The organism is Gardnerella sp. KA01002 (assembly GCF_049244015.1).
Lineage (GTDB): Bacteria > Actinomycetota > Actinomycetes > Actinomycetales > Bifidobacteriaceae > Bifidobacterium > Bifidobacterium vaginale.
Genome location: NZ_CP058365.1, coordinates 335,943 through 351,346 on the forward strand (window position 1 = coordinate 335,943; position 15,404 = coordinate 351,346).

General features: G+C 39.2%; 7 protein-coding genes and 1 pseudogene. 5 read left to right on the plus strand and 3 right to left on the minus strand.

Features of this window, described 5'->3' with window-relative positions; genetic code table 11:
* Positions 1–90: 90 nt before the first annotated feature.
* The 5 genes from HXT60_RS01260 to HXT60_RS01280 all read left to right on the plus strand — a co-directional run bounded on the left by HXT60_RS01260 (position 91) and on the right by HXT60_RS01280 (position 11,368).
* Positions 91–1,152 (plus strand): dihydroneopterin aldolase, encoded by a 1,062-nt coding sequence (locus HXT60_RS01260; protein ID WP_004112237.1) that lies wholly within the window; start codon positions 91–93, stop codon positions 1,150–1,152.
* Positions 1,152–1,661: a DUF3180 domain-containing protein gene (locus HXT60_RS01265; RefSeq protein ID WP_004112239.1), complete on the plus strand. Its 510-nt coding sequence runs from the start codon at positions 1,152–1,154 to the stop codon at positions 1,659–1,661. The genes HXT60_RS01260 and HXT60_RS01265 overlap by 1 nt, the downstream gene beginning before the upstream one ends.
* Positions 1,662–1,803: 142 nt before the next feature.
* Positions 1,804–3,480, plus strand: coding sequence for an energy-dependent translational throttle protein EttA (ettA, locus tag HXT60_RS01270; protein ID WP_004122991.1), 1,677 nt, complete (start codon positions 1,804–1,806; stop codon positions 3,478–3,480).
* 70 nt (positions 3,481–3,550) lie between these two features.
* Positions 3,551–4,549, plus strand: a complete 999-nt coding sequence (locus HXT60_RS01275; protein ID WP_004112243.1) for a lipid II:glycine glycyltransferase FemX — start codon at positions 3,551–3,553, stop codon at positions 4,547–4,549.
* A 558-nt stretch (positions 4,550–5,107) separates the two neighbouring features.
* Positions 5,108–11,368: a sugar-binding protein gene (locus tag HXT60_RS01280; RefSeq protein ID WP_421791217.1), complete on the plus strand. Its 6,261-nt coding sequence runs from the start codon at positions 5,108–5,110 to the stop codon at positions 11,366–11,368.
* Between the two features lie 630 nt (positions 11,369–11,998).
* On the opposite strand, the gene HXT60_RS01285 is transcribed toward HXT60_RS01280, so the two are convergent.
* The 3 genes and pseudogenes from HXT60_RS01285 to HXT60_RS01295 all read right to left on the minus strand — a co-directional run bounded on the left by HXT60_RS01285 (position 11,999) and on the right by HXT60_RS01295 (position 15,171).
* The gene (locus HXT60_RS01285; protein ID WP_004112249.1) at positions 11,999–12,829 is read right to left on the minus strand and encodes a carbohydrate ABC transporter permease; all 831 of its coding nucleotides are present in this window, start codon (positions 12,827–12,829) and stop codon (positions 11,999–12,001) included.
* Positions 12,829–13,774, minus strand: a pseudogene (locus HXT60_RS01290) (carbohydrate ABC transporter permease). Before HXT60_RS01290 ends, HXT60_RS01285 begins: the two are co-directional and overlap by 1 nt.
* Positions 13,775–13,917: 143 nt before the next feature.
* The gene (locus tag HXT60_RS01295; RefSeq protein WP_004112252.1) at positions 13,918–15,171 is read right to left on the minus strand and encodes an ABC transporter substrate-binding protein; all 1,254 of its coding nucleotides are present in this window, start codon (positions 15,169–15,171) and stop codon (positions 13,918–13,920) included.
* Positions 15,172–15,404 lie beyond the last annotated feature (233 nt).

The window sequence follows — 15,404 nt, forward strand, 5'->3', positions numbered from 1 at the left end:
ATTTAAATAATAATTTAATTTAACAATTTTACGCGCGGTGTTTAGCGATTATGCAAAGCATCGCGCGTATAATATTTTTGGGAGGCGATTATGGACACAATTAAGTTAAGTGGTATTAAACCTAGTGATACTGATGCTTTTATTGGCTTATATACTCGCCTTAGTGTTGATGCTGTTTTGAGTTTAGATTTGAGGGCAGCGGTTGCTGGCGACTCTACCCAAACGGTTGATATTGCCCAGATTTCTAAAAGACTTAGCCGCGTTTTGGACTCGTGTGTTCAAGATGATGATATTGCTAAGAATTCTTCGATTTGTTTGGAGCTTACGGCTGGAAGGCTACTGGATTCAGCTATGAAATCTTGGCTTGTTAAACAGGCAGAGATTACTGTTAATGCGCAGTTTAAAGCTGATTTTAACGATGCTTCTTATGATTTACCTAATGCAGATGGCGTGTCTATTACGATTCGTAGGGTTGCAGACGATGTGGAAACATCGCAGATTTTTGGATTGGCGAATCCTACGGACGCGTCGCTTTTTGCGGCTGAGCAGAGGGAAAAATTACAAGATGAGACTTCGAAAGATGAGTCTAAAGATAAGTCGCAAGCAACCAGCGATTCTAATTCTTCTTTAGATTCTGTCTATAGCCAATCTGGCTATAATCCAATTATCACAACTGCAGTAGTGTCAATGCAGGGAGAAAAATCAGAGTCAACAAAATTCGCCATGCTAGATGTAATCACGAGTTTGGAGCAATCGAAAGAACCTATTTCAACTCAATTAGACGGCGTTTCGGCGTTATATCAGGTAAGCTCTGATAAAGGCGAAGAATATTCTGCAATAATAGTGGTATCTAGTACAATGGTAGAAGATGATTTAGCGCTTAAGATCAAAGAAATGCAAATTTCTCAAGAACAAAATTTGCGATTGAGAATTTTAGGCACGAGGCAATACGGATCTGATAGTTCAAACACAAAGACTATGGATTCAGATAGGCTTGGTTCACAGCTAAATGCTGCACAATTGGAGCCATGGATGCAAATTGAGCCAGATGCTTCAATTGACGGAGAACCACTTGCGTACAAACTTGCGTTTGCACCAGATGCAGCGCGAGTCGGTATTTATTCAGAACGTTGGATTATGGGAGAGTGTTGATGAAAGCTTACCGCACGCCTTGGTGGTACTTTGTACTCGGGGTGCTATTTGGATTTGTATTCGGCGCATTCCTGGTGTCTATTACGGAATCAAGCGCAATATCGCTTTCTGGTGCGCCGTGGGTTGTTCTTGCGTTTATGACAATTGGTGGAATAGTTACCTTTATTCTTACTTGGCAGACGCATCAGTATGTTACTGCAAAGCCAGAGGAGCATAAGCATTTAAATATGCAGCTTGCTGTTGCAGCTCTTATGCTTGCAAAAGCGCTTGGAATGGCTGGAGCGATTCTAACTGGCTGGTATGCTGGGCAACTATTCATGTGTTGGCCGCATGCAAATATTCCGCTCTATTCCAACATTATTCGTGAATGCATTATAGCTGGAATAGTATGTCTTGTAGACATGATTATTGGTATTGTGGGTGAGTGGATGTGCCAGCTTCCTCCAGAAGATGGTGCGGATGCATCAAGTGGTACTTCCGACAGGGCACAGTCAGCTGCTGCGATTTAAAATTATTTAAAATATAAAATTTAAAAATATAAGTATAAAACCGAAATACAAAACATAAACACAAACCTAAAATTTAAAAATCTGCTGTAATAATTTAATTTTAATTCAATTTAAATTCAATTTTTAAGGATGGTATATTACTTTGGCTGAATTTATTTACCAAATGATTAAGGCACGCAAGTCTTACGGGGATCGCGTGATTCTAGACGACGTTACCTTAAGCTTCCTACCAGGCGCAAAGATTGGCGTTGTAGGGCCTAACGGCATGGGTAAATCAACGTTGCTGAAGATTATGGCTGGTTTGGAGAATGTATCAAACGGCGAGGCTTCGATTACGCCAGGTTATACCGTTGGAATTTTGCAGCAGGAGCCACCTCTAGATGAAACGAAGACGGTTGGCGAAAACATTAAGATGGCATTTGGTGAGATTGCGCAAAAAGTAGCGCGTTTTAACCAAATCGGCGAAGAGATGGCAAATCCAGATGCTGACTTTGATGCATTGATGGAAGAAATGGGCAAGTTGCAAACAGAGATTGATGCTGCAAATGGTTGGGATTTGGATTCTCAGCTTGAGCAGGCGATGGATGCTTTGCAATGCCCAGATCCAGATTCGCCTGTTTCTGTGTGCTCTGGTGGAGAAAGGCGTAGAGTGGCGCTGTGCAAGCTTCTTCTTGAAGCCCCAGATTTGCTGCTGCTGGACGAGCCTACAAACCATTTGGACGCTGAGTCTATTCTTTGGTTGGAACAGTTCTTACACAAGTATGAAGGCGCTGTTATTGCTGTAACCCATGATCGCTACTTTATGGATAACGTAGCAGAGTGGATTTGTGAAGTTGATCGTGGTCAGCTTTACCCATACAAGGGCAATTACACCACTTACTTGGAAACCAAGGCTAAGCGTATGGAAATCCAGGGTGCTAAGGATGCCAAGCTTGCTAAGCGCTTAAAGAATGAGTTGGACTGGGTGCGTAGCTCGCCGAAGGCACGTCAGGCCAAGAACAAGGCTCGTTTGGAGCGCTACGACCAAATGGAGCAAGAGGCACGCAATTCCAAGAAGCTTGATTTTTCGGAGATTCAAATTCCTGCAGGTCCACGCTTGGGATCGCAAGTTTTGGAAGCGAAGCATATTCACAAGGCTTTTGGAGATCGCGTGTTAATCGACGATTTGTCGTTTACTTTGCCGCGTAACGGCATTGTTGGCGTGATTGGTCCGAACGGCGTTGGTAAGTCTACGCTTTTCAAGACGATTGTTGGCTTGGAGCCACTTTCTGGTGGAGAGCTTACAGTTGGAGATACTGTGAAGATTTCTTACGTGGATCAGAATCGTGCAGGATTGGATCCTAATAAGAACTTGTGGGAAGCTGTTTCAGGCGGACTTGATTTTATTGAAGTTGCAGGCGTTGAAATCCCTACTCGCGCATATGTTGCAAGCTTTGGATTTAAAGGTTCGGATCAGCAGAAGCTTACGGGCGTGCTTTCTGGCGGCGAGCGTAATCGCTTGAATTTGGCTTTAACTCTTAAGCAGGGCGGCAACTTGCTGCTGCTTGATGAGCCTACTAACGATTTAGATGTTGAGACTCTTGAAAGCTTAGAGAACGCTTTGCTTGACTTCCCAGGTTGCGCTGTAGTGGTGAGCCACGATCGTTGGTTCCTTGACCGCGTTGCCACGCATATTCTTGCGTGGGAAGGCGACGATGAGAATCCTGCAAAATGGTACTGGTTCGAAGGTAACTTCCAAGCTTACGAAGAAAATAAGATCGCACGCCTTGGTGAAGAAGCTGCTCGTCCTCATCGCTTGCATCGTAAGCTTACTCGCTAAATCGCGTATAACTCGTGCTATCAGAGTAAAACTGAATTAAAATCACGTATTGAGCTAAAAAGGAGAACAAATGCCGATACTTGATAAAAATGATTCTTCTAAAGTCCAAGAGTATGAGGAATTCATAAAACATTCGCCTTATGGAAACGCTATGCAAGATATGCGTTGGGCAGATGTGAAAAGCAACTGGATTAGTGAATACGTTTATCTAGAAGAAAACGGTAAGATTACAGCAGCAATGTCTGTTCTCGGCATAAAAGCTGTTGATGATAAAATGTTCCTCTATGCTCCTCATGGACCAGTAAGTGATTTTTATGATATAGAAACCACTAAGAAGCTGATTGAAGAAGCTAAGCCTCTTATTGAAAAGTACAATGCATTTTTGCTACGAATGGATCCTTGCGTTAAAAACGATCAAGATCTTGTTAAGAAGTATAGAGAGCAAGGTTTTACTTTTAGGAGCGATGGGGAAAAACTTCACTCTTTCTCCAATCCTCGATATGAGATGATGCTAGACCTTGAGGGTAAGTCTACGGATGATCTTCTTGCTGGGTTTAGTGCGATGACAAGAAGGCACATAAGGGCTTCTTTAAAAGCTGGCGTTACATCTAGGTGGAGTCGTTCTCAGGAAGATATTGACAAGTTCTATGAGCTTACTGAGATTATGGCAAAAAGACACGGTATTACATACAGACCTAAAGAGTATTTTGAGAGATTGCTTGCAGCTTATCCAGAAATGAGAATTTATAGCACGGACTATGAGGGTAAGACTATTGCGTGCATGATTGGTTTGCCTTATAACGGTGAATTATGGTACATGTATGGTGCTACTGCGACCATGCAGGGCAAGGTGAGCCCAGGGTATTTGTCTATATGGGATTTGATTCAGTGGGCGCATGAGCTTGGAATGAAGTACTTTAACATGGGTGGTGTGTTCTCACTTGATGTTAGCGATGGTCTTTATTTCTTTAAGTATGGTTTTTGCAAGGCTACTGATCCGTTTATTTGGATTGGTGAGCTTGATGTCGTTGCAGATGAGGATGCATACAGCAAGTTTGTTAATAGGTGATCGCCAGAAAATTTGCTATTTCTAGAGTGCTGTAGTGCGCGAGTTGGGGTGAATCTGGTGCAAAGTACATCATGTCGTTCGCGCGCTACGCTTTAAGAGCTCATGCAGGTCGCGTCTCCCGTGTTTGTTTCTATTTTGCTCAAAAAGGGAACAAATGCGGGAATATTCTTACGTGATTTTGATTATCTTGTAGTGTTTTTCTTATCCCGCGTTAGTTTACTTGTATTCGAGTGTAACGGCATGTCGTGTATAGCTTATGCTTATCAATATCATTAATAAAAAATATATAGCGAAAATTTGTGTAAACCTTATTTTGTTAATGTTTAGTAAGGAAAATCAGTAATTTTTTAAAAAATAATATAAATCTGTGATTAAAATCACTCAACAAATTCTCTCAAAATTATTGAATTTTTCCACGGGGGGGGGGGGTAGATTACTCTAATTGGCAATTTGCTATCTCTGTGCTTTGTTTTGTTAGTTATTCTACATTTTATGAACAAATATTTGCCTGTGATGCAAAAAGTCGAAAAGTATAGACGTCCTAAAAGGGTGAAGTATATGACGAGTAAACAAAATAGCGCGAAACACATATCCATATCTAAAAAGTGCACAAAATCTTCGTACCTAGATAATTCTGTTATCGATTCAATGGCGAAATCGATTACGTCTACAAACTTTGAGGCAACTTCTTCTAGAAGGGTCTCTGTACTTCCTAAAATTGCTTTAACAGCAGTGCTAGCAAGTTTGCTTGCATGTGGAGCAGGATTGCCATCTAACCATGCATGGGCTAATGGCGTGAATATGCCTGACGGCAGCTATAGGTATGCGAATCGTGATTCTTCTACAAAGGCGCAGAGGTATGTTGATATTAAAGCACTTCCTTGCGATAAGAATCAGGTAACTGATAAGAATAAGGCTGATAGAGAAACTTACGGACAGTATTACAAGGTCGAATACCAGTTTAATTCTCAGGGTGAATGGTGGGGTGGTCGACCATTCTGGTGGGCGAGCGTGCCTAAGGATGTTGACATTGTAGATAATAAAGTTACTTTGCATAAAGATGAACAGTTGACTGGTGATGGCGGTTCCAAACAAACAGGTGCAACATATGGAAAGGATGCTTGGAATCAGTCTGCAAGCCGTTTCTGGTTTAGTAAGAATACGGAGAAAACTGAGTTTGAGAATAACTGGAAGAGGATGACTGGTGAAGCCGGCGGTTATGACAACTCAGGTGATACTTACAATACTTCTACAGCATATATGAACGATACGAGTGCACTAATTATTAACTGGGAGAGTAGGGGCAATAGAAAATCTAAGATTAGCTTTGTTATCAAACTGAAAGATAAAACGGAGCCTTTAAAGTTTGCTGCAGGTGTGTACCAGGTGATGGGCAACTGGCATTACACTGTTGGCAAAGTTGAGATTGCTCCAACGTTACCAAAGTATGCTCAGGAGTTAGAGCTTAATTATCCAAATGATAAGGTAGAGGTTGATTCTGCGAAATATGGCAAGAGTCTTACGAAAGACGAAAAGGATAATGTTCTTACAAAGCTGTGGGATGCTAATAAGAGTAATACCGATGTGTTGAAAAAGCTTAAAGGTATGGAACAGACTCAAACTGAAGCGGCTTTCAAACAGGCTGTAAAAGTTAATAATGATGGTAGCGCGACTATTACGTACAAAGATGACTCTAAGGATACTATTTCTAAGGAGAATCTAACTAAGCGCTACGTGCCATTGTCAGAGCGCACAAAAATTACGTATCCAGCTTTGACTCCTGTGAAGAATGCGTCTTCTCTTGATTCAACAGAGAAGACGCAAGTTGAAAATGCTATTAAGAATGCTAATCAGAATAAAAATATCAAGAGTGTAACTGTTGATGGTAACGGTAAAGCGACTATCACGTTTGATGATAAAATTGGCACTCCTTCCACTAAGACAATTGAAGGCCAGTATCTTGTAAAGAAGCAGCGTTCACTTGCGGATAAGTTTACGCCATTATACGGGTTACCTATTGGTGTGAAGAATCCAAGTAGCCTTTCGCCTGATGACATCAAAAAAGTTCAGGAATCTATATACGATGCTAATAAAAATGTAAATGGATTCCTTGATGCTATAAGTAATAATAAAAATAACATTTCGATTGCAACTAATGGTGATGCAACAATTACTTACAAGGATAACGAAAATAGCTTCCCTTCAAAAGATACTATTTCTCACACGTTATTAGTTTATAAGATACCATCTTTATCTGAGAGAGTGAAAATTGCTATGCCAAGCAGACTTGGTGTAAAGAATGCTGAAGATTTATCTTCACCAGAACAAAATGCAATTAAAGATAATATCAAAAAAGCTAATAAAGATCTCGATCAAAATCTTAAGAAAGACGCTAATGCTATTAATGTAGGAAAAGATGGTACTACAACAATAACGTTCAGCGATGATAGTACTGTAAAAATTCGCGGCGAGCGTCTAGTTTATACGCAAGGTAAAAGCACTGCGCAAGGAACTCATAAAGTTACTACTGGAAAGTATACGTACAATATAACTCCTATTAAGGTGACCAATATTAATAATATCGATGGAAATAATTGGGCTGATGCAGCTCGGCGTTTCATGTTCGATAATTATGATTGGACAAATAAAGGAACAGAATTTAATAAAATTAATCATACTGAACCGCTTGCAATTGGTGGTAGTAATATAGCTAGCAACAATAAATGGGATCTAGAAAAACAGGCAAGTATATTCACTCCAAAGAGTGGCACTAACGGATTAAAAATTAATGTTTGGGGTACACTTGGTATAACTAACATTGTGCATGGAAATAGTGGTATTGAGATTAGAGGTGCTAGTAGTACTTGGAATACTGATGATTTGTACTTCACATTATCCAAAGATGATCTTTTCTATGCTGATGGACCAGCGTTTAATCCAGAAGACGAAAAGAAAAAGATTGATGATGCAATAGAGAAAGCTCTGAAAGATAAGGGATTCTCTGGAGATGAGCTTAATAAACTTAAGAATGAAATATCTAAAGATAAAGATGTTTTATCGGATAAAAACGGTATTAAAAAACAAGATGACGTTGATAAGCTTCTTAAGAAAATAGACGAGCTTGTTAATAAGAAGAAAGAAGAATCTGATAATAAAAAGCAGATTGATAAGGTTAAGAAGGATCTTGGTCTTGATGATAAGCAGAAAAAAGAGCTTGATGAACAGCTGAAAGGCGTAACTGATCCTGAAAAGATTCGTGAGAAGATAAACGAATTCCAGAAGAAGCAGGATCAGCAGAAGCAGACTGAGTCTGATGACAAGCAAAAAGAGGCTGATCAAAAGCAAAAGCAGGCTGTTCAAACTCAGCAGAATGCTGATAATAAGACTGTCGACCAAAAGCAGCAGCAAGCTACTCAGGAGGAGAATACTTCTAATCAGCAAGCTGAAAAAGATAAGAAGGCTGCTGAGCTTGAGAAGCAAAAGCAGTCTGCTATTGATGAAATTAGCAAGAACGACAAACTTAAGCCTGAGGACAAAGAGCAGTTTATTAAGAAGATTCAGCAGGCAACTGATGAGAATGATATAAATACTATAAAGCAACAGGCTGCGGAAAAGGCTACTCAGAATCAGACTGCTTTTGATAACAGTAATAATAATGGTCTTGATACTGCTAAGCAAGCTGCTAAGGATACTATCGGTAAGCTTACTAATCTTAATGATACTGAAAAGCAGAAGTATCAGGGTGATATTGATAAAGCAAATAGTCTTGATAAAGTTGCAGAGATTCTCAACAAAGCTGAGTTTGAGGATGCTAAAGCTGCAGCTAAGAAGAAGATTGCTGATCTGAAGCAGAAAGGTGATCTTACTGATCAAGAAGCTACAGATCTAAATAATCGCATTGATAAAGCTAATGATTTGCGAGAAGTTGAGGGTATTCTTGAGGAAGCTGAGTTAAATAAAGCTAAGAGTGATGCTAAATCTGATGTAGATAAGCTCACGAATCTTAACAAAGCTCAAAAGGATGCTTTGAAGCAGAAAATTGATGATGTTGAAACTGATCCTACCAGCGATAATTTGAAGACTGTTGATCAGGCTAAGACTGCCATCACTGCTGTTGTTGCTAAGGCTAAAGAGCTTGACAAGAAGATGAGTGATCTTAAGACTCTTGTTGATTTGGTCAATAAACAGAAAGAAACTCTTAAGAAGTCTGATGGCTACAAGGATACATCTAAGAAGAATGCTTTTGACACTGCATTAACAAATGCATCTACTCTTGTTGATCTAACTAAGGGTACGAATGCTGATGGTGCCAAGGTTGATGAGACTAAGAACACATTAGAAAATGCTGTTAAGGATCTCGGTGGTAATACTGTTGACAAGTCAAAGCTTCAGCGTGAAATTGAGACCGCTTATGAATGGCAAGGCAAGAATAAGCAGGGTAAAGATGATTCTTCTATAAAGAAGAATCCAAAGTATGAGAATGCTTCTAAAGATAAGAAGAATGATTTTGATACTGCTCTGTCTAATGCAAAGAAAGTTTATGACCAAAAAGATGCTTCACAGGTGTCTATTAATGAGGCTGAATCTAAGTTAAGCAAAGCAATTGATGCTCTTGATGGTCATAATAAATCTGATTTGAATGATGCCATAAAGAAAGCAAATTCAAAGAAATCTGAAATTGTTTACAATAACGCGTCAGAAGATAAGAAATCTGCTTTTGATGAAGCGTTAAAATATGCTGAGGAAATCGAAAAGAAGCTTGGCGCATCAGATGTTGAGATTAGTAAAGCAAAAGACGACTTGGATAAGGCACTTAACAATCTTAATGGTAAGGTTAAAACTTCTGATTTGGAAGCTGCTGTAGAAAAAGCAAAGAAAATGAAGAAGTCAACAACTGATCCTAAATCTGATGGCGACCCTAAGTATGAGAATGCTTCTCAAGAAAAGAAGCAAGCTGTTGATACGGCTCTCAATCGCGCTGAGTCTGCTCTTGCTGACGCTAATAATGATAAGTCAAAGAACACTCCTGAGCAAAAGCAGAAAGCTATTGATGAAGCATTAAATAAACTTAATGATGCTATTAGTAATCTTGATGGTGTTGATAAGACTAAGTTGACAGGAAAGCTTACGGAGGCAAAAGGTAAGAAGGATACTCCTGCTTATAAGAATGCTTCTAATACCAATAGTAAAGCGCTTGATGACGCTATAGCTTCTGCAGAAAATATCGTAAATAAAGCTGGTGCAACAGAGAAGGAAATTTCTGATGCTATCAATAAGCTTACCAAGGCTATCGATGGTTTGGATGGTCATGATATTTCTGATTTGCATAACGCTGTTGATAATGCCAATACTAAGAAGTCTAAAGTGTCTTACAAGAATGCCAATCAAGATAAGCGAGATAATTTTGATAAGGCTCTGAAAGCTGCTGAAGAAATCTTGAATAACCCTAATGGTAAGACTGAGCAGGCAATAAAGACTGCTAAGGATAATCTTGAAATTGCATCGAACAAGCTGGATGGCGTTGTTGATACATCTAAGCTGCAGTCTGAAGTTACTAAGGATACTGATATAAAGGATAAGCCGCAGTATAAGAACGCTGATAAAGATAAGCAGACTACTTTTGATCAGGCTCTTATTGAAGCTCAGAATGCTTTGAGTGAAGCGAAGAACAATAAGTCTCAGAAGTCTCCTGAGGATAAACAGAGTGCTGTTGACAATGCTTTGCAGAAGCTTCAGACTGCTGCATCTTCGTTGAATGGTGCTGATATTAGTGCTTTGCAGGAAGAGATTGCTCTTGAAGGCACTGTGAGAATGTCTTCTGCGTACCTCTATGACACTTCGGATAAACAGACTGCATATAATGATGCTTTGCAAGATGCGCGAGATCTCGTTTCAAAGTTGGCTGATATATCTGGTACTGGTAAAGATCTTGCTTCTAAGACTCAATCAGAGCGTCAAGCTCTTGTTGATTCTGCTTTGAAGAAGCTCCAGCAGGCTAAGAATGCGTTGACTGGTGTAGCTCCTGCTCAGTCTCTGTCTCCAGTTATTCCTGTGAATCCAGAGTTTGAGCAAAAGCCTGTTCCAGTTCCAACTCCCGATACAACTCCAACTCCAGAGCAAACTCGTGATTCTGGTTTTGGTGTGAATGATAATGCGCCAGCTATTGTAGATAAGGGCGAGTTGCATTTGCAGATCGAGGGTGCTGAATCCGATTTGCAATCTAGCGATAATGCCAATGGTTCGCAGCAGAACAATGTGGATGATAACTCTAGCAATTCTATTAATTCAGGGAATGTTAGCAAGAGTACAAATAGTGGTAATGGTGTCACCAGCAGTTCTGCTGCTAAGCAAGATAATGCATCCAATGATAATGGATCACATGATGCAAATATCGATTCTGGTGTAGAGAATTCTCCAGCTGTTAAGCAGGCGGATATTGATGTTTCTAAGGCAAAATCTAATGTTGATAGTGCTTTGGCGGAAGCTAAAAAGGTAGCGGCCGATCCTCATAGCACTCAGGAACAAGTGAATGCTGCTGTTGAGAAGCTGAGTGCTGCGCGTAAGGCTTTGCTTGCTGCTAAGTCTCGTGCTTCGCAGGTTCGTGATGAGGTTCGTGCTCAGGTTATTAAGAATTCTAAGTCTGCTGGTATGCGTGCTTATTCGAATGCTGAAATGAGTAGTGATAGTAATAAGCGTGGAGAAATCAGTGGCATGAATACTGGTTCTGTTGTTGCTCCTACTGGGCTGCTGGCATCGCTTCTCGCTGCTGCTGGAGCGCTATTTGCTGCTCGTCGTGGTGGATTGCGCAAAAATAAGTAAGCAGTTTTAGCAGTGTAAATTGGTTGCTCGGTTTTATAGCTTTTTGCTTGTAGCTGAGCAACTTTTTTATTCTCGTAACCTGTATGGCTGACTAGTTTATAACCGTATGCACTTATGCAGGTCATTTTTTACTTGTATTTGTACGTGCTATGGGGTGAATATGGCGTAGGGTGTGTTTCGACGTTAGCGCGGTTTAAGTGCGCTCACGTCTTTGCCTGTGTTTGTGTATTTTCGCCCGTGTTTGTAGTCGTTTTTGCTCAAATGATAAACAAACTTGGGAAAATATTCCTTTAGGATGCACGTAAATTAGGTCAAATCTGGTATAAAGTGCGCAATAGTTCGCGTATATTATGTAACGCTTATGTAATAAATGTTTTTGCTTATAGTCGAAAGCGCATCAATCTTTTAATATTTGATTTGGATCAAATATTAATAAGTACAGTGTCTCTATTCTCAAATGTACGGCTATGCTTAGAATTGATTTCTAAACTGTTTGCCACCGAAAACCAGTTACTTTGTACAACACATGTACTTATACATATAGCAGAAAATATGCACATGCACTTTTTATTAAAATTGATTATCTTCATTGATTATCCTAATTATGTAAAAACATTTAGCTATAAATATTTAGCCCTTTACTGATCCAGCTAAAAGACCAGAAACTATCCACTTCTGGCAGAAGCAGAAGAAAATAAACACTGGAATCAAAGCTAATACAGTCGTTGCCATGAACAAAGGCCAGTTTGTTGTGAATTGTTGTACAGCATTGTAAACCTGTAAGACAACAGTCTGTTTGTCTGTTGATGATAAGAACACGCTTGGTAAAAGAAAGTCATTCCAAGTGCCCATTGTTTGGAAAACAACTACGGCTACAATAATTGGACGTATAAGAGGCAGAACTATAGTCCAATATATTCGGAATGGTCCTGCGCCATCAATTTTTGCTGCTTCAAATAATTCTTGTGGAAGAGCTTTCATATAGCCAACAATAAGAAAATAGCAAAAGACGCAGCTACCCATATATAGCGCTACAAGACCTGTAAGAGTATCTGTTAAACCTATTGAAGATTCCATACGGTATAAAGGCAATAAAGTCGCTTGTACTGGTATTGCAAATGTAATCATTAGGATTGACCCAATAATCATAGTAAAAAGAGATTTTTTCTGTACTACACCATAAGCTGCAAGTGATCCGATTAATACTTGCAAAATAACAGCAACAGCAGTCACAGTAATTGTGTTTATAAATGCTTGAATGATTGTTCCATCTGCAAACGCATCTATGTAATTATTCCATAACCATTGTGTTGGTAGCTGCAATGGGTGTTTAATCATGTCGATAGGTGTTTTGAATGAACTAATTACAACGTAGTACAGGGGGACAGCGCATATTAGAGCAATTGTCCAAACAACTATAGTTCGAACTGTTTGAGATACGATTTTGTGACGCTTATTCATTATTGGAATCTCCTTGCAACTGTGCTTGATACCTTCATTTGGATTGCAATAACAATTACGCAAGCAATCGTGAATAATGTAGATAATGCTGATGCTAAACCAACGTCAGATTGTCCCATGCCGCGCATAATTATCGCTTGAGTTATGGTATTTGTGGAATGACCAGGACCTCCAGCGGTCAATGTGTATGGTAAGTCGTATATTTTCAAAGCAGTTGTCATCAATAAAAATGTTGAAACAACCATTCCTGGAATTAACTGTGGCAAAGTTATATGAACGAATCGCTGTAAACCATTCGCACCATCTACTCTCGCTTGTTCATAGAGATCTGCTGGAATTGCCTGAAGCCATGCGATGTATAAAGTAGCATGCCATCCAACTTGCATCCATACTGCTACGAACATTACGCAAAAACGTGCCCAGTTATCTTGAGAAAGCCATTGAATAGAAGGTAAGCCAAATGTGTGTAAAACTTGATTGGCGACTCCAGAATCTAAAGGAGAAAAAATGTATTGCCAAATTAGACCAATTACCGCTTGTGCTGGTACTCCTAGGAAGAAGAATAATGATCGCAAAAAACTCTTACCAATCATTGCTTGATTTAAAAACAACGGCTAGAGGAATTGCCAGACATGTAACTACGATGGTAACGATGAATGAATACATCAATGTAAAAATTAATGCTGAAAGTAATGATGTGTCAGAAAAGACTTGTTGATACTTTTGCAAGCCGATGAAGTGAAAATTTAAATCGTAGCCATTGAAATCAGTAAATGAGTAAAAAATTGATTGCATTAAAGGAATTAAAGTTAACACAATAAAAATAATCACTATTGGCAATAGGAACCAAAATGAAGTTAAATTATCTTTAAAGGCAGCTGAAGATACAGAAAACTTATGTCTTATTTGCTCAGAATTGCTGTTATTGTTTGGTGAACACCTCATAGTAATGCCCCCTCTATGATCTACAAATCTGCTATTGCTAACAGGATTACAGATGCAAATTACTCTTGTCAATGAAAACGGGTTGCACTCTGTAACAGATTTTACTGATTTAAAATTTCAGAGTGCAACCCATTCTGCTTATACTATTTCATCGAATTCCATTTATCGTCTAACAACTTAGTGAATTCTTTTGGAGTGATTTTTCCTTGAACTAGCTCTTGTTGACGAGATGCCATTTCTGTCATCATTGCGCTAGGAGACTTGGAGAAGTTCACCCAGTAGAATTTGTTATTTTGGAAATAATCTTTAATAACTCCAGCAAGTTCAGCAGGAGGATCTGCGCGATACTTATCAGATAATGACAAAGTTCCAGCATTTGTTGTGAACGTCTTAAGACCATCCTTGCTGTTCAAATATGCTAAGAATGTTTTTGCTGCTTCTTGCTGAGCTTTAGATGCTTTAGCTGCAATAGCGAATCCTTGGTCAGGGCCACCATTAATCCACTGCTCTCCATTCTTATAAGAAGGCATAGGAGCAACACCAAAATTAATTCCAGAGGCTTTTACATCTGCCAAATCCCAAGGACCAGAACGCATAACTGCAAGATTTCCAGTGACAAATTCTTGCTTTACCTGATCTGCTGTTAGGCCAATGCTCTTATGAGGAATGACTTTTGCGTCTATAGCTTTAGCCCATTCGCTCAATGCTGGAGTCCACTCTTTACTAAATGTTGAAGATCCGTTCCAGATTACTTCGTCTTGCTTATCGTTTTTGTCAGAAGCATATTTACTTGCTAATAATGCCTCGAATGTGCCAGATGGCTGTGTGTTAAAATCTTCCAAGAATGCGACTTTACCAGAATCATTAATCTTCTTGCCCATAGTAATAAAGTCGTCCCATGTCTTAGGGAATTCAGTGTATCCAGCTTGCTTCAAAATATCTTTATTGTAAAACATTGCACCAACCCAAGCAGAAACTGGCATGCCATATGTTTTACCGTTGTGTTGGAATAGCTTGAAGTTTGATTCATCAATTCCAGAGAAGAATTTTGATCCTGAAATATCCAGAGCTTGACCAGATTGCATTATGTCAGTGCGGTTATCCATTGTTAAATTGAAAATCGTCGGAGGAGTGCCGCCAGCTAGTCGAGTTTGCAGAGTTTGGATGTATTGCGTTGAATTTTGACCATATTGCGCATCAATCTTAATATTTGGATGTGCTTTTTGAAATGCTGAAATTACATTGCCTATCTGATTTTTCTTGAAGTAAGAATAAAACGAAATAGATACTTTTCCAGCAGAATTTCCATTGCCACATGCTCCCAATGGTAATAACACTGTGGCGAGTGTCACCAGTGCCACCGCCGTGCGCTTTACATTTCGAAACCCACACCTCATTGTGATTTCCTTTCTTTGTGATAGCAAATCTTCTACCATCTTTTCAATACGTATTAGTACTGATAGGTACAGTATGACACATATCTTATAAAAATGCAACTTAAATATAGTTATATGTGTTTTTAAAAAGATATATAACAAGCGTAAAAATAGTGATTTATTAAGGGATTTCGTTATTTATGAGCAGGATAAACTTGTATGGATAAAGAATATTTTATATATATTAGACAATA